This is a genomic window from Agrobacterium rosae, from assembly GCF_002915175.1.
In the GTDB taxonomy this organism is placed as follows: domain Bacteria; phylum Pseudomonadota; class Alphaproteobacteria; order Rhizobiales; family Rhizobiaceae; genus Agrobacterium; species Agrobacterium rosae.
The window spans coordinates 284513-307131 of the sequence record NZ_NXEJ01000006.1 but is presented as its reverse complement, the minus strand read 5'-3'; the positions used below and the strand labels follow the sequence as shown (position 1 = coordinate 307131).

Sequence of the window (22619 nt, the reverse complement as noted above, 5' to 3'; positions counted from 1 at the left end):
CTTCATTTCCGTGGTGAAACCAGCGAGAAATAAGCCCCGTGCGGGTCCTGGCAGTTGACGATCCAGGAACCGCCGGGAACTTCCATCGGGCCGTTGACAACCTTGCCGCCGCCGGTGCTGACGCGGGTAACGGCGTCGTCCAGACCATCGACATTGAAATAATAGGCCCAGTGGCAAACGGGTACCTGTGGCGGGCATTTCATGATGCCGCCAATGGCTTTGCCATTATAGGCGAATATGCGGTACGGACCCATGTCACCCATGTCCATATCGTGGTCCTTGGTCCAGCTGAAGACATCGCCGTAAAACGCCATGGCGCTGTCCACGTCATCGGTGAAAAGCTCGTTCCAGCCGACATGGCCGTTGAGTGTGTGGGTATCTTCCGGAAAGCCGCTGCTACTATCCATCGGCAGGGGCTTCATGATGCACAACACCGCACCGTAAGGGTCTGTCACGACACCAAAGCGGCCGACTCCAGGGATGTCCTGCGGCGGGCGCATGATTTTTCCGCCTTTTTCCTCGAACAGCTTGGCCGAGGCGTCCACATCATCCACCGCCACATAGCGTGTCCAGTTCGGCGGAATGCCCTCGCCTTTATGCTGATCCGTCAGCTCCATCATGCCGCCGACCCCCACACCATTGGCCTCGAATATTTTATAACCCATCTCCGGCGAACCGAAGTCCTTCAACTCCCAGCCAACGACGTGGCTGTAAAAGCGGCCTGCCGCATCCTTGTCGGGCGTCATCAGTTCGGCCCAGATGAATTTCCCATGTGTATCTGACATTGCTTTACTCCCATTATTGCTTGCGACGGAATTCCGAGGACATGAACTGCTTGAAGCTTCCGTCCGGTTGCAACACGCTGCCGGAGAAAGTGCGGCTATTATCATCGTGCAATGTAAGAACATCATGATAGGTAACGATTTCGCCGCTGCCATCGAACTTCGGACCCTGCGCCTCCAGCACCAGCGTCTTGCCGTCCGGCTCCAGCCAGCCTTTGTAGACCCACAGCGTCGTCATCATGGAGCCGATCCATGAACCGACATAATGGCCCTTTGCAGGGTCGAAACCGAGCGTGATGATCGCCGCCATCGGCGTCCCGTCCGGCATCTTTCCCCTGCCATCGCTGACAATCCACAGACCGCCGACGGATTTGATGCTTTCGGTGAAACGCTGCTCGGCATCGTCAGGATCGTATCCTTCATAACCGGAGCTTGAAATCATCACCCATTCGCCGACAAGGCGCTCGAGAAATGCGTGTTCTTTTTGCGGCTTTGCGCTTTCCATCTCTGGCTTCCTCCTCGTGGCGTTAATGGCAGCAGCTGGCGGGTTTCGGGGCATTCTCATATTGATCGTGGCGGCGCACCCAGTTCATGGTGCCCTCCTCGTTGCGGCCCTTCGGCACCAGATCGAGCAGCATCAGCGTCGTCAGCGTCTGTTCTGCACCACGGGCATAGGTGGAATAGGTGTGGTAAATCTGGCCATCCTCGCCTTTCGCAAAAACGCTGGTGCCGTGCAGATCCTTCAGATCGCCCATGGCGGGCATATCTGTGTAATTGTAATGGATGGTGCCGGACGCGACGTCTTCATCGCGAAACGAGGCCTGATAATCATAGTTGAAATCACTGCCATCAGCGGAAACCCAGGGGAATTTCCAGCCCATGCGCGCCTTGTATGCCTCGATCTTGTCCAGCGGCGCGCGGGATGCCGCAACGAAGGCGGCATCGCCTGCTTTCAAATGTGCCATTGCGCCATCGACATGGTCGGCGAAGAAGGAGCAACCGACGCAGCCTTCTTCCCAATCCGGTGCCAGCATGAAGTGGTAGACGATGAGCTGGCTGCGATTGCCGAACAACTCGCCCAGCGATTTGGGGCCGGACGGCGTGCCGAAGATATACTCTTTCGTCACCGGTTCCCAAGGCAGAGCGCGGCGCGCTTCGTTCAGCCTGTCACGGGCGCGGGTCAGTTCCTTTTCCTTTACCAGAAGCGCCTTGCGGGCCTCCAGCCACTCCTCTCTGGAAACGACAGCATGCGGCATGATCCGATCCTCCTCGATCTATCATCTGCAAGAATAATGCTCGTCACGTGGCTTTGGCTTGATTGGCGTGTAAAATGCTGCCGGGCGACGAAAACAAATGTGCTTGACTATTTACGTTGATATCAACATATTGCCCCTATGTCAAACGCAGCGGTGATTCCCTTTTCAACCACGCTTCTGGTACGCGATACGTGCCTCTGCCTGCACGCGCAGCGCGCCGCACGCGCCTTGGCCCGCCGTTTCGACATGGCGTTGAAGCCGGTGGGGCTGACGAATGGGCAATTTTCCCTGCTGATGTCCCTCAACCGACCCGAGCCACCGCCGATGGGGCCAGTGGCGAACCTGTTGGCCATGGACCGCACGACGCTGACGGCGGCGTTGAAACCATTGCAAAAGCGCGGCCTGCTCTCCATAGAACCCGACCCGAAAGACAAGCGCGGCAAGCGGCTGAAATTGACGGCAGAAGGTATGGCCGTGCTCGCTTCCGCCGTTCCCATCTGGACCCGGACGCATGGCGAGGTTGAGGCCCAAATCGAAAGCGGCGATGCGGACCGGCTGCGGCGGGATCTTGTGGATTTGGGGTAGGCACCCTCCCCACCAGCCAACCAATCACCCACCACCCTCATTCCTGTGCTTGTCACAGGAATCTAGTCAGCCCAAGTCCTTGGGCTGGGAGGACTCTCTCCGCCGCGCAGACGCGCGTCGGCTGGATTCCTGTGACAAGCACAGGAATGAGGGAGGTGGTGGGTGGTCCTACCCCCTTAACAACCCGGCAATGCGCGGGTCGCCCGCAAAATCTTCCACCGCAAAACCAATACGCCGCATGGGAAATTCGCACAGCGCCTGTATGCCGGTCTTCGCCAGCCGAATGCGCCAGCTGACCCGCTCTACCGGCTGTTTTTTGGCAAAGGCCAACGGCGTCAGAAGCGCGATGTTCAGACCGCCATCGGGATCGCGGACGGACTGGTAGAGGATCGCTTCGATATCCGCCGCCCGCGCCGTCTCTGCCAGCGTCTGACAGGGATCATAATCGGTTGGATGCGTCCAGATGGCCTTGTCATCCGAAAGGCGTGGCTTGGTCAGATCGAGTGCGGAGGATGTGCCGATCTCGGCGGAGAAGGCGGTGTACTCCGCCGCATTGGCGGGCAGCGGCGTGGCGGGGGATTCCGCGTAGAACAGCAGGCGGTAAAACGCCATTTCGGCCAGCGCCGTTTCAACGTTTGCGGCGGCATAATAAACGCCCTTGGTCCATCCTGCCCGGCGAAAGCGTGAGCCGTGCGGATAGGCTGAATCATAGCGAAACGGTGTCGCCAGCAGATAATCCAGGTCAGCGCATTCCGGCGGGAACCGCCGCTTGCTGCCTTCCAGAATATCCTCCAGCAGCGATTGCTCATTCACAGTATCGACGAGCTTCATGGTGGAAACCTGATGTTGCGCTTCCACAAGCCGCCACCAAGGACCTGATATGTCACGCTTTTCAGATTGGAGCGCGTCTGGCGTCCAGATAGGCAAGGACATCGAGCAATCCAGTTATCGTTGTGAGTTTTTCGGCAGGCACATCAGCCAGCGCATCGTTGTGATTGCGCAGCCATGCGCGCGCCACCGCTTCATCGCCGCCGACGATAGCATCGAGCGAGCGAAAGACGCGGATCAACAAAACGGAAAGTTCGAAGGCTTTGCTGCCGGGCTCGAGAATGAAATCGAGCTTTTTCATGCGCGAAACAGTGGGTGCCGAAACCCCGAGAATATCGGCGATGCGCGCCGCATTCAGGCCGAGACGCTCTGCGGCTGAGACAACCGCCTTGGTAACGACCCTGCCCTGTTCAGCGGAATCAGCGACGGGTTTGATCTGGATATTCATGTGCATATCCTTTCCATAGAAAGAATGTAGCTGATTTATTTCTGAAAGCAAGAAGGGCTGGCAATGTGCCAGCCCTTGCTGTGTCGAAAATCATGGGGGACGAGATTACTCGACAGAAACAGGAACCTCAGTGGAGGTGCGCAGTGCGTGGGAGTAAGGGCAAACGATATGCGCCTTCTTGACCAGGTCTTCAGCTGTTGCCTTGTCGAGGCCGGGGATGTTGACCTTCAGCGATACGTCGATGCCGAAACCGCCGCCATCTTCACGCGGGCCAACGCCAACGCTTGCTGTCACAGTCGTGTCTTCAGGGATTTTTACCTTTTCCTTGCCAGCGACGTTCTTCAACGCGCCGAGGAAGCAGGCAGAGTAGCCAGCTGCAAACAGCTGCTCAGGGTTGGTGCCCGTTGCGCCATCGCCGCCCAGTTCCTTTGGAACGGTCAGCTTGACGTCGAGAACACCGTCTGCGGACTTGGCGTTGCCTGCACGGCCGCCGGTTGCGCTTGCCTGGGTGGTGTAGAGAATAGCCATGTCATTCACTTCCTTCGGTTGATGTTGAGTTTCATATAGCTCACAATTGAATTGTGCGCAATATAATTTTGCACATTGAGATATTTTTCGATCTCTGACATAACAATTTGGAAGATTGCGTTGCCTTTTGCATGTGGCAGGAACCGAGTGACGGGATAAATTGTTCCCTCTCCAGCCGCATATTTGGAGCCCACACAATGGATGACGGAACGATGGAAGGCCTTTTGAGGCTCGACCTGCAAATATGTTTTGCGCTCTACGGCGCAGCGCATGCCTTTAACCGCGCCTATAAACCTCTGCTCGACCCACTGGGCCTGACCTATCCACAATATCTCGTTTTGATGGCGCTATGGGAAAAGGAAACGGCAACCGTGAAAGTGTTGGGCGAAATGCTCGGCCTCGACTCCGGCACCCTTTCCCCGCTTCTGAAACGGTTGGAACAGGCGGGCATGATTACCCGCAAACGCGGCACGGTGGATGAGCGTCAAGTGCTGATCGCGCTGACACCGGAAGGTGCCGACATGAAGAAAAAAGCCGCCAACGTCATGCGCTCGATTGGCGAGGCGACGGGGTGCAGTCTGGAGGAGCTTGGACAGTTGCGGGATCGGCTAAATGCCCTGAGGGAGAATTTGGTGAAAGAGTGAGGGGTGCCTATGCTCAAGAGACACTTCCTGATGACAGTGGTATTGCTGGCGATATCTCTAAGGATGCGAGGCAAAGGCATGGCGGCATCAAATCAAGAGGTCGATGTGAAGGCTCTGGCAGCGCTGCGGCCACGAATGCCGGTGGCGGCGGTCGAGAAAGCCATGGGACCGAAATGGCGCGCGCCTGCCCCGCATAAGGGTGGCGTAGTCGATGTTCTACAAAACACCGTTGGCGTCGTTGTTCGTATTGATCGCAATGGACTGATCGGAAAAATTGACTTCGACTCGCGCTTCAGGGAAACCATCGCAGGCATTCCGATGGGGATGGACCTCGCCGATCTTCGCAAGGCTGTGCCAGAATTGCAGATTGGCGAGGAAAGCAAGGCGCGTAAGCAAACTCGCTTGGGGACGATGCATTTAGCAGAGGGGTTGCTGACTACGCGCATAAGCTATGACGCTGTTTCAGAGATCACCATCTCCAATCCCGAAGCCAAATATGCTGAGCCAAGCGCACCACCATATCGTGATGCAAATACTGTTCCGGGTGCGCCGTTCTCAGATCCGAACCTCAAGCTTGCTGTGATGTCGGCACTTTTAAGGTTCAAAATGCTTGATATCGGAACGCCAGAACAACTTGCCACCCATGTTCTTGGACGACCTGTAGATTTGGAGCAGGATGGTTACGAATTGATTCCGCAAGCACTGAATTATCTTGTTCGATACCCTCTAAGCGAGGAACAGCTTGCGGCGGTCGATTGGGTACAATTTGACGGAGGCGAGGAAATCTATCCGTATGCATGGTATTTTTGGGGTGGAGAAGAAGGTGCCTTCGACATCCACGATACATCAGATATTCATCACTGCGTTAATCTGAGAGGCATTTCGGTGATTTCAATGATCGATCGTTTCGACCTTCGTACACTGGTTCCACTGCAAAAACTCGAGTGGATAAGCATCAATGTTCCTTCCGACAATCTGAGCGCATTGCTCGATATGCCATCACTAAAAAAAGTGGGTCACTTCAAGACGAAAAATGCAACAAACGAGATTCTCGATACGCTGGAGGAGCGTGGCGTGCAGGTGAATTGACCAGACATCGCTACGAATAATGTGTGCGTGATGACTTAAAATGTTCTCGTCTTTTTGGACAATGAGGCATCACCCGATCCCAAGCACTCAGCTCTTCGACGCATGATCAAATCCTCGGCACAAGGCCGAGGATTACGGATACAGCTTGTTTTTACTGCCAAACCACAACCCGCGCCTTGTTCGGCACGCGGTCGTAGAGGTCGATGATGTCCTGGTTCATCAGGCGGACGCAGCCGGAAGACACGGCCTTGCCGATGGAGTTCCATTCTGGCGAACCGTGCAGGCGGTAAAGCGTGTCCTTGCCGTTCTGGAAGATGTAGAGCGCGCGGGCACCGAGTGGGTTTTTCAGGCCTGGTGGCATGCCGCCATTCTTGGAGGAGAACTTGACCAGTTCCGGCTGGCGGGCAACCATTTCGTCTGGTGGTGTCCACTTCGGCCACTTCTGACGCCACTGGATCACGCCCTCGCCCGACCATGCGAAGCCTTCACGGCCGATGCCGACGCCGTAACGCATGGCGGAACCGCCCTGCTCCACCACGTAGAGGAAACGCGAGCGCGTATCGACAACGATGGTGCCTGCTGGCTCGCCGGTCGGATCAACGACGCGCTGGCGATAATAGCGGCGATCGATTTTCTGGTAGGGAATGGCGGGGATGACGTAGCCGCCATCCTCGACGGTGCCATACATGACGGCAAGCTCTGCATCGGAAATGCCGCCAGCGAACATCGAGCGGAAATCGCCCGCAAAGTTACTGGCCAGGCTGCCCGGTTCAACGCTGTTGAAGGGTCTGACGCCTGATGAGGCGCAGCCCGCCAGAAGCGATGCAGAGGAAAGGCCAAGAAGGGAAAGGAAGGTACGTCTGGAAAAGTCTGTGTCGGTGCTCATCATAAGGCCGTTTTTCTCACATCGAAGCGACTGGGGCGGATGTTACGCGGGTTTGCAGAACCATCCATCAATCTCGCTGTACGTCGTTTGTTCCACGACAGATCACGTATTGGTATAGTGGTTAATACATACCTAAAGGCCAGTTGCGCGTCTGCAACATAGGCCCATTCGCCAAGCATTCTTTTCGCGCGTGATCAAATAACCACAATCGGCGCGCCCTGCGGCACTCGGTCGTAGAGATCGACCACATCCTGATTGAGCATGCGCACGCAGCCGGATGATGTCGCCTTGCCCACCGACTGCCAGTCCGGCGTGCCGTGAACGCGGTAAAGCGTGTCCTTGCCGTCCTTGAAAATATAAAGCGCCCGGGCACCGAGCGGATTGTTGAGACCGGGGATCATGCCACCATTGGCAGCCGATATCGACGCCAGTTCCGGTTGTCGCTGCACCATCTCGTCCGGCGGCGTCCAGCGCGGCCACTTCGCCTTCCATTGTATCTTGCCGCGACCGGCCCATGCATAACCATCTCGCCCGAGACCGACGCCGTAACGCACGGCTTTTCCACCCGGTTGAACGAGATAGAGGAAATGCTGCTTCGTATCGACCACGATCGTGCCTGGCGCTTCGGCGGTCTGGTAGTCTACGTCCTGGCGCAGAAAGCGCGGATCGACACGGGAATAGGGAATGGCGGGCAGCGTATGACCTTCATCGCTGATCTGGTCGTACATGGCGCGGTGCAGTGGGTTGGATACCGGCAGGCCGTAGCCAACGGTCCGGTTGCTGTAAGCGGGCGACAGGCCAGACCCTGTCGGCTGGGCCGTCGATGGCGGGCCGTAAAGCTGCTGGAACTGCGAGCGGAAAAGATCAGGCGGACGACTGTTGATCGAACCCGGGGTTGGCGGAAGTGGCGGGCGCGGAATGGAGCCGACATTGTTGTAATTGAAGACAGGTGCCGTTTCCTGCACGAACACGTCAGGATTCATGCGGCTCGTATCCGTCACGAAAAGGCAACCGCCCAAAATCGGCATGAGGGAAAGCACCGCAAAGGACAAAAGGCGACGGCAGTGTTTCAAGGATAGAACTGTCATTGAACCGCTTCACAGGGAGTGATCGTTGCGGCAACAATGACCTACCCGGCTGGCGCGAAGCTGGAGGAATGGTCAGTTCTGGATGCTATCAGGCAAACTGGTTGAAGAAACGAATGCTTTCGACCACCGCGCCCGGCACCACACCATTATGATTGCCTGGCAACAGCATGTTGTCGATCCGCATTCCCGCCGATTGAACCCGCTCCATCAAAAGTTTGTGGTCGGCATCAAAGGGACGCTCTTCCGTGCCGCGCAACAATAATGTCGGGCATTTCAGGCTCGGCCCGAAGCAGACCGACGAACGCATGACGAATTCCTGCGGATTGCTGTCATCAAAGCAGACCTCATCCGTATAGCGATTGAAGTAACGCCATGAATTGACCCCGGCGGAAATCGGTACGGCTGCACGGAATTTTCGCGTCATGGACGCCAGCAATGACAAAGTCCCGCCGTTGGAATGACCGGCCAGGAAGACGCGATCCGGGTCTATTCCAGGCAGGCCTTCGAGATAGGACGCCGCGGCCAGGGCATCCGAAGTCTCGTCGTAGAACCCTGAATAATTGCCCTTCTGGCCGTTTTCGCCGCGGAAAGACGGCAGCAGAACGACGAAGCCCGCTTCCCAATAGGGCTTCATCAAAGCCCAGTGGCCATCGCCCGTGGCGTTACCACCATGCAGAAATAGCACGGCGGGCTTCAGTTTCTTAGACGGCGTATAGTTGGAGAGCCATGCCACCAGTTCGATGGATCCGTTCGGTCCGCCGGAATATGTCACCCGCGTTCCGTCCACAGGCGTGCCGAGCGGCGCGGATTTTTCCGGCGCGGAAATCTTGCGCAGCAGATGGGTGCGAAACCGCCTGCGCGCAGCGGCGTAATCAAGCTCCTCAAGCGGAAGGCTGCTTGGCATGCTCAAGCTGGCGCTTGTCCGCGTGGGGACGAGTGCCAAAGCGGAAAGCCCGGCGGCCGCCACCATCAAGTGGCGGCGCGTGAGGCCATTGCGAAAAACTGTTTGCGAGGAGGAATCATCTTGCATATGCGATCACCAAGAACAACGTTGCGCACATTTCAATTTCACCATTGACCCATTCGATTGTCCACTCACTGTTTCGAGAAAACTGGCGACAATTTATCCAGCCTTCTCATCGATCATCGCCATAAGTGTGACCAACCGATCCGCTTCAGACGGTAATTTATCAGCCCTTAGTCTCGCAATACGGGGAAACCGCATGGCCACCCCGGATTTGTGGCGATTGGAGCGATTGATGCCCTCGAATGCCACCTCCAGCACGAAGCCGAAATCCGGCGTGGCGCGCACGGCACGGACAGGCCCGAAGCGCTCGACCGTATTGTCGCGCACGAACTTGTCCAGCACTTCCAATTCCGCATCGGTAAAGCCGAAATAGGCTTTTCCGACTGGCACCAGTTGCTCGCCATCCTCATTTTCCGACCAGACGCCGAAGGTGAAATCCGAATAATAGCTGGACCGTTTGCCGTGCCCGCGCTGCGCATACATCATCACGGCATCGATGTTGAAGGGATCACGCTTCCACTTGAACCAAGGACCTTTGGCACGCCCTGCCTGGTAGATGCTGTCCTTGCGCTTGATCATCACGCCTTCGATGACGGGATCTGGCGGTGCTTTTCGCAAGGTTTCCAGCTCATCCCAGCTGGCAAACGGCACCAGCGGCGACAGATCGAACCGGTCATGCGGGGCGTTGTCGATGAGATGCTCAAGCTTTTCGCGTCGCTTCAGAAAGGTCTGTGCACGAATGTCTTCTTCGCTCTCGAACAACAGGTCATAAGCGCGGATGAAGGCCGGATATTCCTCGAGCATACGGCCTGTCACTGTCTTGCGGTTCAGGCGCTGCTGGAGATCGGAAAAGGTACGGGTCGCAATGTTGGAGCGGGCCGTGCCGCCAATTAGCAATTCACCATCCATGACGCCTTCGAAATTGATGCGTTCCAGCACATCCGGAAACGCGCCCGAGATATCGTCGCCGGAGCGGGAATAGAGCTTACGGGTCTCGCCGGAGCGGGACAGCTGCACACGGATACCATCCCACTTCCATTCGGCAACGAAATCCTGCGGATCGAGATTTTGCAGATCATTGTCGCCGACAGGCGTGGATAGCATGACGGAGTGGAAAATGGCGGGCGTGGCCAGAACGGGGCGCTCTTCCTTGCCTTCCAGCCATGCGAAAAGCGGCTCATAAGGCGGTGTCAGGCCATGCCACAGCGTTTCGATTTCCGTGATGTCCCTGCCCCCGAAATCCGCCAGCGCCTGACGCGCAAGCCGCGCAGACACACCGATGCGCAAGCCACCGGTGACGAGCTTGAGGAATGCGAACCGCGACGACGTCTCCAGCCTGTCCAGAAGATCGCGCACGGCGGAACGGACCTCTGTTCGGCCCAGCGAGTTCATCAGCCCAACGACTTCGCCAAGGCCGGGATCATCCGCCTGCGCCACGTCGGCATTCTGGCTCGTATCCCAAACCAGCGCGATGGTTTCTGCGAGATCGCCGACATAGTCGTAGGAATACCGAAACAGCACCTCGTCCATGCGTTCCATGACCAGCTCGCGCAGCATGGCAGGCTTGACGCTTTTGAGGTCCAGCGTGCCAGCAATAGCGGCAAGACCGTAGCCCCGGTCGGGGTCGGGCGTGTCGCGGAAGTAATCCGTCAGCAGCTTGAGTTTACCGTTGCGGGATGGGGTCAGGACGAGGCGGTCTAGGAGGGTTGCGAAGGATTTCATGGGAGAGCCTCGTGGAGAAAGACCCCCTCTGGCCTGCCGGCCATCTCCCCCACAAGGGGGGAGAAACCGTGCCGAGAAAACTGAATTTCAACTCGCTGTAGAGGGCGCAGCCGGGTTAAGCCCCTCCCCCTTGTGGGGAGGGGTTGGGGAGGGGTCTTGCCGTGGGAAACGAATGCCACCATCAATCCCCCTCATCCTCATAGCCCACCAAATGCAGCGGCCGGGCCGGAATGCCCTGCAATTCGCACCAGCGCACGAGTGCCTCCTCGCGCCCATGGGTCACCCACACCTGAGACGGTGCGACTTCTTTTATGGTTTCCAGCAATTCGGGCCAGTCGCAATGGTCAGAGATGACGAGCGGCAATTCCACCCCACCCTGCTTGGCGCGCTGCCGCACCATCATCCAACCGGATGCAAACGAGATCAGCGGTTCATTGAAACGGCGGGCCCATTTTTCCTGAAAGGCCGATGGCGGGCCGACGACGATGGCACCCTTGAATTGGGCGGGATTGCTCTTTTCCAGCGTGGCCGGACGCAGATCGCCAAGGTCGATGCCTTGCGAGATATAATAGTCGCACAGTTTCGCCAGCGCCCCGTGAATATAGACCGGATCGGAATATCCATTGTCACGCAGCAAACGCAGCACCCGCTGCGCTTTGCCAAGCGAATAGGCACCGACCAGATGGGTACGCTCCGGGAACTGTTTTATCGAGGTCAGAAGCTTGGCGATCTCTCGGGCCGGCTTTGGGTGATGAAACACTGGCAATCCGAAGGTGGCTTCGGTGATGAAGACATCACATGGCACCGGCTCGAATGGCGCACAGGTCGGGTCTATGCCGCGTTTGTAATCGCCCGATGCGACGATGCGCGTGCCGTCATGTTCGATGGAAATCTGCGCCGAACCCAGAACGTGACCGGCGGGATGAAAGCCGACGGTCACACCATTGACCTCGACTGTTTCGCCGAAGCCGATTGCCTGTTCGCTGCCGGTGAAATCCTCACCGTAGCGGATGCGCATGATATCCAGGGTCTGGCGGGTGGCCAGCACCTTTTCATGGCCCGCGCGGGCGTGGTCGGAGTGGCCGTGGGTGATCAGCGCCCGTGGCACGGGGCGCACAGGGTCCACATAGAAATCACCGACAGGGCAATAGAGCCCTTTCGGCGTGGGATTGAGTAATTTCTCTGGCTTCATATGCGCTATCATTTACGGCGTTGAACGAAGAAACGCGCGCCGCAGCAACACGTTCCGCACACCACAATGTTTTCAGCGCTTGTCCTTACTCCACCGCGGCGACGGGCTTTTCCGTGACCGTTGCGGGAAGCCGGACATTTTTCAATGCCAGTGCGGCCACCAGACCAATAGCCGCTGTTGCAGCCGCCGCATAAAACAGCGGGGTGAAAGCGCCAGCGTATAGGTTGGCAACGGCTGTTTGTGAAGCTGCCGGCAACTCCGCCAGCATTTTCGGCGTCAGTTCCTCGATCTTGCCGACGCCTGGAATATCCACCGCGAGGCCCTTGAGGCTGGACGCTACTATCGCGCCATAAACGGAAATCGCAATCGCGGCTCCACCCATGCGGGTCAGCGTTACCGCGCCGCTGGCTGCACCGATATCGGATTTCGGTGCCGAGTTCTGTACGCCGATAATAGGGGCCTGCTGACCCAGACCGACACCCAGCCCCTGAACGAACATGATGGCACCAATGATGTAGAGCGGCGTTCCGGCATGCATTTGTGAAAACAGCAGCATGGCAACCACACCAATGCTCAGGCTCGCCACGGAAAAGGGTTTGTAGTTGCCGGTTTTCGAGATCATGCGCCCTGCCGACAGCGACCCCATGACGATCCCGCCGGTGATGGCGATGAAGAAAAGCCCGGCAGACGATGGCGAAAGGCCGGTCGTCGTTTGCAGAAACAGAGCATAATAATTGACCATACCGATGCCAAGCCCGCCGCTGACCAGCGAGATAATCATGAACAGCGGGAATGTGCTGTCCTTGAACAACCGCAAGGGTACGACCGGTTCGAGCGCGCGGCGTTCCACCTGCACCCACAAATATGCGGTGATGGCGGCAAAGGCGACGATGCACAGGCTTTTCCACGCGAAGATGGAGCCAAAGAGTTGCGAGCTGTCAGCCCAAAGGACGACGCTGGAAATTGTCAGCGCCAGCAACAACGCGCCGAGATAATCGATCTTCGGCTGACGCTCCGGACGACGATAAGGCAACATGAACGCAAGGCCGGTGAGGACCACGATGCCGATGGGCAGGTTGATCAGGAATATCGAGCGCCATCCGAACACATCGCTCATCGTACCGCCAAGGAGCGGACCGACGCTGCCCGATGCCATGATGACGAGGCTGGAATAGCTCTGGTACCGCGCCCTCTCCCGCGCTTCGAACAGATCGGCATTGACGGAGAAGATCGACACCATGATACCGCCGCCGCCAAAGCCTTGCAGCACGCGCGCTGCAATCAGCGAATCCATCGACCACGCCAATCCGCAGGCCAGCGACCCGAGAGTGAAAATGACGATGGCGGCCATCATCACATATTTGCGGCCGAACAGATCACCCAGCTTGCCATAAACCGGCATGACGGCGCTGGTGGCGAGGAGATAGGCGGAGCCGATCCAGCCAAAGCGTTCCAGCGCGCCGAACTCACCGACGATCGTCGGCAGCGCCGTCGATACGATCTGGTTGTCGAGCGTGGCCATGAACATCGCCAGCATCAGAAAGGAAAACACGACAAGCCTGCGGCGGCGATCTGGAACCAGCGGCACCACGGGCGTAACGGACATATTCATAGGAGATCTCACACTTGATGAGAAATTTATGTGCCTTTCGCACATATGTGTCAATGACATATTTTTATGTCTGTGGTAGCGTCACATGAAATATCGGGGGAATTGCAGGAATGAATGCGCCGACATCGTTTTCGGAAGATGCTGACACAGTCGACCGCGACGAGGTCCTAAACATCAGCCACACCATGACGCGCATGCGGCTGATGATCGGGCGTCGCGTGATTGGCCGTATGGCGATTGCCAAGCTGGCACCCGGGCTGGAGCTATCGCATATCGATGTGCTGGATATCGTCAACCGCGCGGGCGGCGTTGCAACCGTCGGAGCAATTGCCGAAGCCATGCGTCTCGACCCGTCTCGCGGAAGCCGCGTGGTGGCGGAAATGGTCGGTCGCGAACTTCTTAAAAGAGAGGCGTCCCAGGAGGACGGGCGACGGAGCGTTATCAATATCACGCCGCTGGGCCACAGCATTCTGGAAGAGATGCGCAGCGCCAAAATCAGCATCATTCGCGAGGTGGTCAGCGATTGGCCAAGCGAGGACATCGCGGAATTTGCGAGATTGTTCGACAGGTTCATCGGGCGTTTCGAAAAGCGCCTTGCGCCGGATGCCGTTGCTTTTCAGACTGCGGCAAAAGCAGATACGGGCCGCTAGAGCGACCTGCTTAATCAGATACCGGCACCGAAGGATTGCTCGAAGACGCGGACGGTGTTGCGACCATTCTTCTTGGCTTCGTACATGGCCGCATCGGCTTTTGCCAACAGCGCTTCCGGCGTTTCACCATCGCTGGGGTAAAAGGCCGTGCCTGACGAGCAGGTTACCCTGACAGAACCATTTTCCAGCGCAATCGGCTCGGCTGTGCGCTCACGAATGCTTTCCAGTCGCCGCAATATCCCCGGCTCATCGTGTCTGGGATTGCTGAATATGATGGCGAATTCGTCTCCGCCCAGCCGGACGGCAATGTCGGAGGCGCGAATGCAACTGCTGATGCGCTCCGCCAGACTGCGCAGAACCTCATCGCCAACGGCATGTCCGTGGACGTCATTGATCTGCTTGAAGTTATCGAGATCGATATAGGTGATCGCCACCAGCCTGTCTTCGCGCTTTGCCTCGTGAATGGCGCGTCGGAACTGTGTCCAGAACAGGTTTCTGTTGGAAAGCCCCGTCAGCGGATCGTGATGCGCCATGAAGTGCACCCGTTCCTCGGCGCGGCGGCGGTCAATCGCAATACCGGCGATATTGGTCGCCATATCGATGATTTCTTTTTCGATCTCCGTGGGCTCCCGCACAGTCCCGGAATAGAGGCCGAATGTACCGAGCAGCGCGCCGCCCTGCCCCATGATGGGTGTGGACCAGCAAGAGCGAAGGCCATGCCGCATGGCGACCTCGACGAAGTCCTTCCACAATGGGTCCTGAAACGTATCGCTCACATAAACGGCTTCGCGCCGCCATGCTGCCGTGCCGCAGGAGCCGACCGCTGGGCCGATTTCTACACCTTCGATCAGCGATGTGTAGCTTTCCGGAAGAGATGGCGCAGCGCCATTGCGCAGCCGGTTTTGCTCCACCAGCAAAATCGAGCCGTTGATATTGTCCAAGAGGTTTTCCACCGTATTGACGATGGCTTCCAGTATCGTTGGCAAGGGTTGCCCATGGACGATCATTTCCAGAAGCGCCGCGTGGCTGCGGCGCAGGGATTCCTGCCATTTGGCGGCGGTTATATCGCGGGAAACCCCGGCAAGACCGATAATCTCGCCCTCGTCATTACGGATCGGGATGCGGGTTCCCGAATACCAACGAACGTGGCCATCCCTGGAGATACGCTCCTCGGCCTCGTACAATCCCTCGCCTGTCGCCATGATGCGTCGGTCCATCTCATCGATCCGGCGCGCGACATCTGGCGGGGCCATGTCGAAAATCGTCAGTTGACGGCCTTTAATGAAACTGACCTCGTGGCCCAGGCATGCAAGTGCAGCCGCGTTCATGTAGCTGTAGCGGCCGTCGAGATCTTTGAAAAAAACCATCTCCGGTATGTTGTCGAGAAGATAAGACAGTCTGGAGTCGGAAAGGCCGGTCTTGAGCAGATCCATTGCCAATGCTTGTGTGCTCAACGAACGAGCGCCATTTTCTTCACGCATCGTGCCACGCCCCCTACCAACGCTACTCTCCCCATTTGTCCATTGCTCTGAACAGCCGGAAACCATATTTCACGGACAGAGATCAGCGACTACGAACATAGAGCAAAATTACTTATGCCCGATTAAAATAAGCCGTAACACTGTCAATATCTGCAAATAGATTTACGGCTGAACAATATGGGTACAATATATCCGCAATTAACTCTATTCTACTTAAAATGCAATCGAAAGATGCATTTGGTTGTCAGAAAAAATCGCGGGGCCTTTCGATATTCCGGCTTCCGTTTTGCAAATGTCAGCAATAGTTTACCTCCACAAATCGAAGGGAATTGCTGATGTTGACGATCTATGGAGTTTATCGCTCTAGAGCCACGCGCACGTTGTGGCTGGCCGGAGAACTCGGGCTTGAGTTCACGCATGTGCCCGTCATCCAGGCCAGACGGTTAAGCGATCCTCTGGCACCGGATGCCCCCATCAACACCCTGAGCCCGTCCTATCTGGCGATCAACCCCATGGGCACCATTCCCTGCATCGGTGACGATGGCATGGTCCTTTACGAGTCGATGGCGATCAACCTGTATCTTGCGCGCAAGCATGGCACCGCGCTGGCCCCGGCGGATATCGTCGAAGACGCGCAGATGATGCAGTGGTCTTTCTTCGCAGCCACCGAAATAGAGACCAACGCTCTGAAGATTTCGTCCACTGCCGCCGAAGGACTGGCGGACAGCGACGCCGGGCAGGCGGTGATCGAAGTGGCGGCGCGCATGTTACGCCGACCGTTCAAGGTTCTCGAGCAGCACCTTGCAGGCAAAGACTATCTGGTCGGCAACCGGTTCAGCGTCGCAGACATCAACGCCGCCGAAGTCGTGCGCTACGCGCAGGCGCACGCACCGCTGTTCGATGGCAACCCATCGGTCAAGGCGTGGCTGGAACGCTGCCAGTCTCGCCCCGCGTTCAAGGCCATGTGGGACGCCCGCAACAACGAAGCGGCGTGAACCCGCCTATAGCCGGGTGGTCACTTTGATGTCGCCGACATGGATGCCGTTCCAGTTTTTCATGGAGCGGTTTGCCATGCTCAACAGCGTCTGCTGCTCGGGGCTATCCTTTTCGAAATAACGCGCCAGCAGCGCGGCAATCATGGCTTCCGCTGCGCGCGTCGTGCCATCCTCGCACTTGACGGCCATGGCGATACCCTGCTGCGGCAGGGCGGCGACGAACACGCCCTCGGCACCGGTCTTGGCGAAAATCTGACCGGGTGCGATCTCCATCAGCCGCGTGCAGGTACGACCCGTTCCAGCCACGTAAAAGGGTTGCGCCATGCAGGCATCGATCAGGCGGCGTGAGGCCTTTGCCCGTTCTTGTTCCAGCCCCTGCCCCGTCGCCATTTTGGCAAAGCCATGCGCCAGACCTTTCAGTGGAATGGCATAGGTGGGAATGGAGCAACCATCGACACCGCAATTATCATGGCCGATGGCAGCGCCCGTCAGGCTTTCCATCGTGGCACGTATTTCGGCCTGGAGAGGATGGTCGTAACCGACATAACCGTTCGTTTCCATGCCCGTATGGACGCAGGTGCAGACGAAGCCGGAATGCTTGCCTGAGCAATTGTTGTGAAGTGCCGATGGCTTTTCCAATGTGCGGGCCTGGTGGATGATGGTCTTCTGATCGGAAGACCAATGCGCGCCGCACTCCAGCGTCTCCACGTCTTTACCAGCCTTCGCCAGCATACTTGCCGCTAGCTGCACGTGGGCATCTTCACCCGAATGAGATGCGCAGGCGAATGCCAACTCTTTTGCCCCGAAACCATAGGCATCCGCCGCGCCGCTCTCTACTAGAGGAAGCGCCTGCATCGCCTTGCAGGCCGAGCGCGGAAACACGCCACCTTCGATATCACCCGCCGAGAACACGACCTCGCCTGCGCCATCCATGACGACGGCCATGCCGCGATGACGACTTTCAACGAGATTTCCTCTGAAGACTTCGACGGTAACGGGGTTGTGCATGGGTATGGCCTCAAAAAATGCGAATTTGGGATCGTTGTTTAAAGGAATTGTCGTCACGATGCACGAGGTTGCCGCATTGAAATTTGCCAAACGTTTTTTAGTTGCCGTCTTCGTCATCTACCTGTTGCCGGCGCTGGCGTCGGCAGGGCTGTGGGCCATGAAGGAGCACCCCACCGGCTATCGCAATGCCCGCTGGTCTTCGGCGGGTATTCTGCCTGAAGCACAGGCCGATAAGCCTGCGGCGATCTACGTCTATTCCGCCATGACCGGTGGCTTCAAAGGCTCGATTGCCAGCCACGCCTGGATCGTGGTGAAAAAAGATGGGGCTTCCACCTACGAGCGCTACGACAAGGTGGGCTGGGGCAACCCCATCCGCCGCAATGCCTATGCGCCTGATGCCTATTGGTACTCCAACATGCCGCGCCGCGTCGTTGAACTGCACGGGGAGGAAGCCGAACGGCTGATCCCGAAAATCGAGCAGGCCATCGCCGATTACCCCTATGGAAAGCCAGGCGGCTATCACATCTATCCGGGTCCCAACTCCAACACCTTCGTGGCGCATGTGCTGCGCCAAGTGCCGGAACTGGGTGTGGTGCTGCCGCCCGATGCTGTCGGTCGCGATTATCTGCCCAACGGGGAATTTATCCACGTCGCGGACGACTGGAAGGATGTGAGCGTTTCGCTCGGTGGTTTCCTCGGCGTCTCCGCAGGTGCCAGAAGTGGTTTCGAGATCAATTTCCTCGGTCTTGTCGCCGGGATCGACATCGTGAACCACGGCATCAAAATACCGGGGCTCGGCTATTTTGGCACGGCATCAACGCTGGGCGTATGATCGTCTGGCGTGCGGTGCGCGCGCTTGGCACGAATACCCTGCGCGATGAAGACCCGTGACAGGCCGTGGTAAAGCGGTTCCGCCGAAATCATGCGTGATGTCAGATATCCCAACATGGACGCCGCCATGATGGGGATAACCGCCTCATGATTGCCGGTCATTTCCAAAATGATAACGAAGGCCGTCATCGGGGCCTGGACGACCCCGGCGAAATATCCGGCCATGCCGAGAATGGCACCAAGCCCGATGCTGGTACCGAGAATGGACGACACCGTGCTACCGAAACCGGCACCGACCGACAGTGAGGGCGCGAAAATGCCGCCGGGAATGCCCGACATCATCGCAAGAAACGTCGATGCCAGCTTTTCGAGGAAAAAGAAGGTCGGCGCGCCCTGCCCTTCGATCGCGGAGCGCGCCTGCTCATACCCCGTGCCGAACGTCGCACCACCCGTTGCCACACCAATGATGGCGGAGGCCAGACCGCAAGCGGCGGCAACGATCAGCATCCGCTTCAACGGCACGCTGTGGCTCCAGCGACGAATGCGCTGCGAGGCTTTCAACGCGCCCGCACTGAACAGCGCACCGAACACACCGCCGCCAATGCCGCAAACCAGCACCAGACCCCAATCCGCCGCCGTCTGCGCCACGACTGTGCTCGTGCCGAAATAGGTGTAGGTTCCGACAAGACCCAGCGACGCAAGGCCCGACAGGATGACGGCGGTCAGCACCAGACCGTTGGAACGCGCCTCATAGGTCCGGCTCATTTCCTCGATGGCAAAGACGATACCGGCGAGAGGCGTGTTGAAGGCTGCGGCGATGCCTGCGGCGGAACCGGCGAGGATCAGCCCCCGCGCCTGCGCCATGCCGCCGATGCGTGCCGCCTGAAGCATGATCGACGCGCCCACTTGCACGGTTGGCCCCTCACGCCCGATGGATGCGCCTGACAAGAGGCCGGCAATGGTCAGCACGATTTTGCCTACGGCCAGTTTCAGAGACAGCAGTCGTGACCGTTCCTCGTCATCATGAAAGTGCCGTGCCGCGATTGCCTGCGGAATGCCGCTACCGCCGGAATTGGGAAACACCGTGATGGCCAGCCACGCACAGAGTGCGAAGCCGAGCGGGGTGATGATCAATGGCAGAAGAAATGCCCACTCTCCCGACGAGGTGACGGAAAAGAACAGATGCTGCGCCCAATCCGCCATCTTCGCAAAAGCGACGCTGATGACACCGACGGCCAGAGCGCCGGTCCAGAAGACAGCACGAGGCTTCCACACACGCCACGAACCCCACATGACGCGGGAGCGGCGAAACATCTTCATTTTCTTGTATTTGGAAGGCATGGCAACTTTTCTGTCGTCCGGGAGAAGCCCTCTTATCGACCTGCCATGCTACGATTGCAACCTCGTCTTTGACAATTGCCACGGAATGGAGCAGGATCGCGCATCGCAATTGCAATGCGGAACATTATCCATGAGCCGACCCTTAAAAACTGCCACGTTGCCTTCCCTGCGCGTTGAGCCGGAACTTCGCGACAAGGCGGAAAGCGTTTTAAACGAAGGCGAGACGCTTTCCGCATTCATGGAAGCGGCGGTTCGCAAACAGGTGGAAATTCGGAAATCGCAAGCAGAGTTCATCGCGCGCGGGCTTGCTTCGTTGGAAGAATCACAACGGACAGGAATTTATTATTCAGCAGATGAAGTTCATGCGGAGTTGCGGGCAATGCTTGCAGCTAAAAAGGCAGAGCTTGGCCGTTGAGTTTCAATCTTCGATACACGATCTCCGCCAGAGACGACATCACGCGGCTCTATCAATTTCTTCTGGAAAAAGATTTCCCCACAGCGGAAAAAGCCCTCGATAAAATCATCAGCACCATAGAAAACCTCAAGGAATTTCCTTTCGCGACACGGAAAACCATTGGCGACAACGGGCGGCGTCGAGAGCTTTTGATACCCTTTGGTTCATCAGGCTATATTGCCCTTATCGAAATCGAGGACGCAGAAACCGTCTCCATCCTTGCCATTCGTCACCAGCGCGAAGACGATTACCACTGATCCTCAGCGATCGCTCACCTCCGCACGCGGATTAACCCATGGCTCCTGATTGGAGCGCGGCAGCGGCTGTCTGCCCAGAATATGGTCCGATGCCTTCTCCCCTGTCATGATCGAGGGGCCGTTGAGGTTGCCGTAGGTGACATGCGGGAAGATCGAGCTGTCGGCGACGCGCAGGCCATCCACGCCGACGACCCTGCATTCCGGGTCGACCACGGACATCGGGTCGTTGCGGTCTCCCATCTTGCAGGTGCCGCAGGGATGATAGGCGCTTTCCAGATGTTCTCTCAGAAATGCGTCGATGTCTTCATCCGACTGGACACCCTCGCCCGGCTGTATTTCGGGTCCGCGATAGTCATCGAATGCCTTCTGGCTGAAGATATCCCGCGTCAGGCGCACGCAGTGGCGGAATTTTTCCCAGTCTTCGGCGTGGCTCATATAGTTGAAACGGATGACCGGATCGTCTTTCGGATCGGACGAGCGAAGCGTGACATTGCCGCGTGATTTCGACAGGTTGAAGCCGACATGAACCTGAAAACCATGGCTTTTCGCGGCCGCCTTGCCATCATAGGAAATGGCGACGGGCAGGAAGTGGAACTGGATATCCGGCTGTTTCAGGCCCGGCTCGGAGCGCAGGAAGGCGCAGGCCTCGAACTGGTTCGATGCACCAAGACCGCCCTTTGTCACCAGCCACTGCGCACCCGCCACGCCCTGCCAGAACCACGGCAGCCATGAATAGAGCGAAACGGGCTTGGTGGAGACCTGCTGGAAATAGAATTCCATATGGTCCTGAAGATTGGCACCGACGCCGGGGCGATCCGCTATGACCTCTATGCCCATGTCGCGCAAGTGCTGGGCAGGGCCGATACCGGAGAGCATCAGCAGCTTGGGCGAATTGAAGGACGAGGCCGAAATGATCACCTCACGGTTGGCGCGGATGGTTTCCACCCCGCCCCGACGCTCGATCTCGACACCCGTGGCGCGGCCGCTCTCGATGATGATCTTGCGCGCGAAACCATGCACTAGCGCGACGTTTTTCCGTTTCAGTGCTGGGCGCAGATAGGCATTGGCGGCGGACCAGCGGCGACCGTTGTGGATGGTCTGCTCCATCAGGCCGAAACCTTCCTGCTTGGAGCCATTATAGTCGTCCGTCAGTTCAAACCCCGCCTGTGCACCGGCCTTGACGAAGGCATGAAAGAGCGGGTTTGTGACCGGACCGCGCTGCACGTGCATCGGCCCATCCGTGCCGCGCCAGCCCTCCTCGCCGCCATGGCTGGTTTCCATTCGCTTGTAATAGGGCAGCACATCCGCATAGGACCAGCCATGCGCACCAAGCTCTTCCCAACGGTTGAAATCTTCCGCATGGCCGCGAACATAGACGAGACCGTTGATGGAAGACGATCCGCCAATGACCTTGCCACGCGGAGCGGTGATGCGGCGATTGTTGAGGTTCGGCTCGGGCTCGGAGTGATAGCCCCAATTGTAGCGCTTCATGCTCATCGGCCATGCAAGGGCGGCTGGCATCTGGATGAAGGGGCCGAAATCGGAACCACCGGCTTCAATGACGATGACGGAATATTTGCCGTCCTCCGACAGGCGATAGGCCATGGCAGAGCCTGCGGAACCCGAACCGACGATGACGAAATCTGCGTTTTGCATTGTGGTTGCTCTTTGCTGTGGCCACCTCGTCCTTCGAGGCCCGTTTCACGGGCACCTCAGGATGAGGTGGAGAGAGGTTGTGCATTTATTTCGTTGAAGAACGTGCGTGCTAGGGTGCCTGAGGGCGAAACGCCTGCTCTCATCCTTGTCCTAAGGTGCCCATAAAATGAGCCTCGAAGGATGGGGTGGAGAGACGTTGCATTGTGTCGTTGAAAACGTGTGTTGCTGTGGAGTGCTGAATGCCGAAACGCGTGCTCTC

24 protein-coding genes are annotated in these 22619 nt (G+C 57.7%); 8 read left to right on the top strand and 16 right to left on the bottom strand.

Annotated elements, in window-relative coordinates; translation table 11 throughout:
- Nucleotides 1–2: 2 nt before the first annotated feature.
- Genes CPJ18_RS12635 through CPJ18_RS12625 form a run of 3 tightly spaced genes read right to left on the bottom strand, consistent with a single transcriptional unit; the run spans nt 3 to nt 2038 of the window.
- Nucleotides 3–785: a VOC family protein gene (locus tag CPJ18_RS12635; protein WP_103658678.1), complete on the bottom strand. Its 783-nt coding sequence runs from the start codon at nt 783–785 to the stop codon at nt 3–5.
- Between the two features lie 13 nt (nt 786–798).
- Nucleotides 799–1287: a DUF1579 domain-containing protein gene (locus CPJ18_RS12630; protein WP_103658676.1), complete on the bottom strand. Its 489-nt coding sequence runs from the start codon at nt 1285–1287 to the stop codon at nt 799–801.
- Nucleotides 1288–1309: 22 nt separating this feature from the next.
- A complete protein-coding gene (locus CPJ18_RS12625; RefSeq protein ID WP_103658674.1) occupies nt 1310–2038 on the bottom strand; it encodes a DUF899 domain-containing protein in 729 nt (242 codons plus the stop codon).
- Nucleotides 2039–2176: 138 nt separating this feature from the next.
- On the opposite strand from CPJ18_RS12625, the gene CPJ18_RS12620 reads away from it, so the two are divergent.
- Nucleotides 2177–2623, top strand: coding sequence for a MarR family winged helix-turn-helix transcriptional regulator (locus CPJ18_RS12620; RefSeq protein WP_103658672.1), 447 nt, complete (start codon nt 2177–2179; stop codon nt 2621–2623).
- Nucleotides 2624–2791: 168 nt separating this feature from the next.
- On the opposite strand, the gene CPJ18_RS12610 is transcribed toward CPJ18_RS12620, so the two are convergent.
- The 3 genes from CPJ18_RS12610 to CPJ18_RS12600 form a co-directional block, all read right to left on the bottom strand.
- Nucleotides 2792–3556 (bottom strand): RES family NAD+ phosphorylase, encoded by a 765-nt coding sequence (locus CPJ18_RS12610; RefSeq protein ID WP_103658670.1) that lies wholly within the window; start codon nt 3554–3556, stop codon nt 2792–2794.
- Complete coding sequence (locus CPJ18_RS12605) at nt 3516–3899, bottom strand: MbcA/ParS/Xre antitoxin family protein (RefSeq protein WP_103659106.1); 384 nt, start codon at nt 3897–3899, stop codon at nt 3516–3518. Before CPJ18_RS12605 ends, CPJ18_RS12610 begins: the two co-directional genes overlap by 41 nt.
- Nucleotides 3900–4004: 105 nt before the next feature.
- Nucleotides 4005–4427: an organic hydroperoxide resistance protein gene (locus CPJ18_RS12600; RefSeq protein WP_077103742.1), complete on the bottom strand. Its 423-nt coding sequence runs from the start codon at nt 4425–4427 to the stop codon at nt 4005–4007.
- 197 nt (nt 4428–4624) lie between these two features.
- Between CPJ18_RS12600 and CPJ18_RS12590 the strand changes: the two genes are divergently transcribed.
- Nucleotides 4625–5071: a MarR family winged helix-turn-helix transcriptional regulator gene (locus tag CPJ18_RS12590; protein ID WP_103658666.1), complete on the top strand. Its 447-nt coding sequence runs from the start codon at nt 4625–4627 to the stop codon at nt 5069–5071.
- 30 nt (nt 5072–5101) lie between these two features.
- Nucleotides 5102–6160, top strand: coding sequence for a DUF7256 domain-containing protein (locus CPJ18_RS12585; RefSeq protein WP_245445398.1), 1059 nt, complete (start codon nt 5102–5104; stop codon nt 6158–6160).
- Between the two features lie 151 nt (nt 6161–6311).
- Here CPJ18_RS12585 and CPJ18_RS12580 read toward each other — a convergent pair whose 3' ends face one another.
- From CPJ18_RS12580 to CPJ18_RS12550, 6 genes are all read right to left on the bottom strand, one after another.
- Nucleotides 6312–7049, bottom strand: coding sequence for a L,D-transpeptidase (locus CPJ18_RS12580; RefSeq protein ID WP_083716366.1), 738 nt, complete (start codon nt 7047–7049; stop codon nt 6312–6314).
- 191 nt (nt 7050–7240) lie between these two features.
- Nucleotides 7241–8134 carry a L,D-transpeptidase gene (locus CPJ18_RS12575; protein WP_103658663.1) on the bottom strand — a complete coding sequence of 298 codons (894 nt, stop codon included), beginning with the start codon at nt 8132–8134 and terminating at the stop codon, nt 7241–7243.
- Between the two features lie 88 nt (nt 8135–8222).
- A complete protein-coding gene (locus tag CPJ18_RS12570) occupies nt 8223–9164 on the bottom strand; it encodes an alpha/beta hydrolase family protein (protein ID WP_103658661.1) in 942 nt (313 codons plus the stop codon).
- 93 nt (nt 9165–9257) lie between these two features.
- Nucleotides 9258–10883 (bottom strand): cisplatin damage response ATP-dependent DNA ligase, encoded by a 1626-nt coding sequence (locus CPJ18_RS12565; protein WP_103658659.1) that lies wholly within the window; start codon nt 10881–10883, stop codon nt 9258–9260.
- A gap of 181 nt (nt 10884–11064) precedes the next feature.
- Entirely contained in the window at nt 11065–12075 is a 1011-nt protein-coding gene (locus CPJ18_RS12555; protein ID WP_103658655.1) for a ligase-associated DNA damage response exonuclease, read from the bottom strand.
- Nucleotides 12076–12160: 85 nt separating this feature from the next.
- Nucleotides 12161–13687: an MDR family MFS transporter gene (locus CPJ18_RS12550; RefSeq protein ID WP_167397891.1), complete on the bottom strand. Its 1527-nt coding sequence runs from the start codon at nt 13685–13687 to the stop codon at nt 12161–12163.
- Nucleotides 13688–13797: 110 nt separating this feature from the next.
- Between CPJ18_RS12550 and CPJ18_RS12545 the strand changes: the two genes are divergently transcribed.
- On the top strand, nt 13798–14337 hold the full coding sequence (locus tag CPJ18_RS12545; protein WP_103658653.1) for a MarR family winged helix-turn-helix transcriptional regulator: 540 nt from the start codon (nt 13798–13800) through the stop codon (nt 14335–14337).
- Between the two features lie 14 nt (nt 14338–14351).
- Here the strand turns inward: CPJ18_RS12545 and CPJ18_RS12540 are convergent, their stop codons facing one another.
- A complete protein-coding gene (locus CPJ18_RS12540; protein WP_167397890.1) occupies nt 14352–15818 on the bottom strand; it encodes a sensor domain-containing protein in 1467 nt (488 codons plus the stop codon).
- Between the two features lie 335 nt (nt 15819–16153).
- On the opposite strand from CPJ18_RS12540, the gene CPJ18_RS12535 reads away from it, so the two are divergent.
- Entirely contained in the window at nt 16154–16813 is a 660-nt protein-coding gene (locus CPJ18_RS12535) for a glutathione S-transferase family protein (RefSeq protein WP_103658649.1), read from the top strand.
- Between the two features lie 6 nt (nt 16814–16819).
- Here CPJ18_RS12535 and CPJ18_RS12530 read toward each other — a convergent pair whose 3' ends face one another.
- Nucleotides 16820–17821, bottom strand: coding sequence for an asparaginase (locus tag CPJ18_RS12530; RefSeq protein WP_103658647.1), 1002 nt, complete (start codon nt 17819–17821; stop codon nt 16820–16822).
- Nucleotides 17822–17897: 76 nt separating this feature from the next.
- Here CPJ18_RS12530 and CPJ18_RS12525 point away from each other — a divergent pair, with 76 nt between their 5' ends.
- The gene (locus tag CPJ18_RS12525; protein ID WP_167397904.1) at nt 17898–18653 is read left to right on the top strand and encodes a DUF3750 domain-containing protein; all 756 of its coding nucleotides are present in this window, start codon (nt 17898–17900) and stop codon (nt 18651–18653) included.
- Here CPJ18_RS12525 and CPJ18_RS12520 read toward each other — a convergent pair.
- Nucleotides 18620–19993 carry a chloride channel protein gene (locus tag CPJ18_RS12520; RefSeq protein ID WP_167397889.1) on the bottom strand — a complete coding sequence of 458 codons (1374 nt, stop codon included), beginning with the start codon at nt 19991–19993 and terminating at the stop codon, nt 18620–18622. The two genes, CPJ18_RS12525 and CPJ18_RS12520, sit on opposite strands and share 34 nt — an antisense overlap.
- 130 nt (nt 19994–20123) lie before the next feature.
- Here CPJ18_RS12520 and CPJ18_RS12515 point away from each other — a divergent pair, with 130 nt between their 5' ends.
- A complete protein-coding gene (locus tag CPJ18_RS12515; RefSeq protein WP_103658645.1) occupies nt 20124–20408 on the top strand; it encodes a YlcI/YnfO family protein in 285 nt (94 codons plus the stop codon).
- The gene (locus CPJ18_RS12510; RefSeq protein ID WP_103658643.1) at nt 20405–20704 is read left to right on the top strand and encodes a type II toxin-antitoxin system RelE/ParE family toxin; all 300 of its coding nucleotides are present in this window, start codon (nt 20405–20407) and stop codon (nt 20702–20704) included. The genes CPJ18_RS12515 and CPJ18_RS12510 overlap by 4 nt, the downstream gene beginning before the upstream one ends.
- A gap of 3 nt (nt 20705–20707) precedes the next feature.
- On the opposite strand, the gene betA is transcribed toward CPJ18_RS12510, so the two are convergent.
- The gene (betA, locus tag CPJ18_RS12505) at nt 20708–22360 is read right to left on the bottom strand and encodes a choline dehydrogenase (RefSeq protein ID WP_103658641.1); all 1653 of its coding nucleotides are present in this window, start codon (nt 22358–22360) and stop codon (nt 20708–20710) included.
- Between the last annotated feature and the right edge of the window lie 259 nt (nt 22361–22619).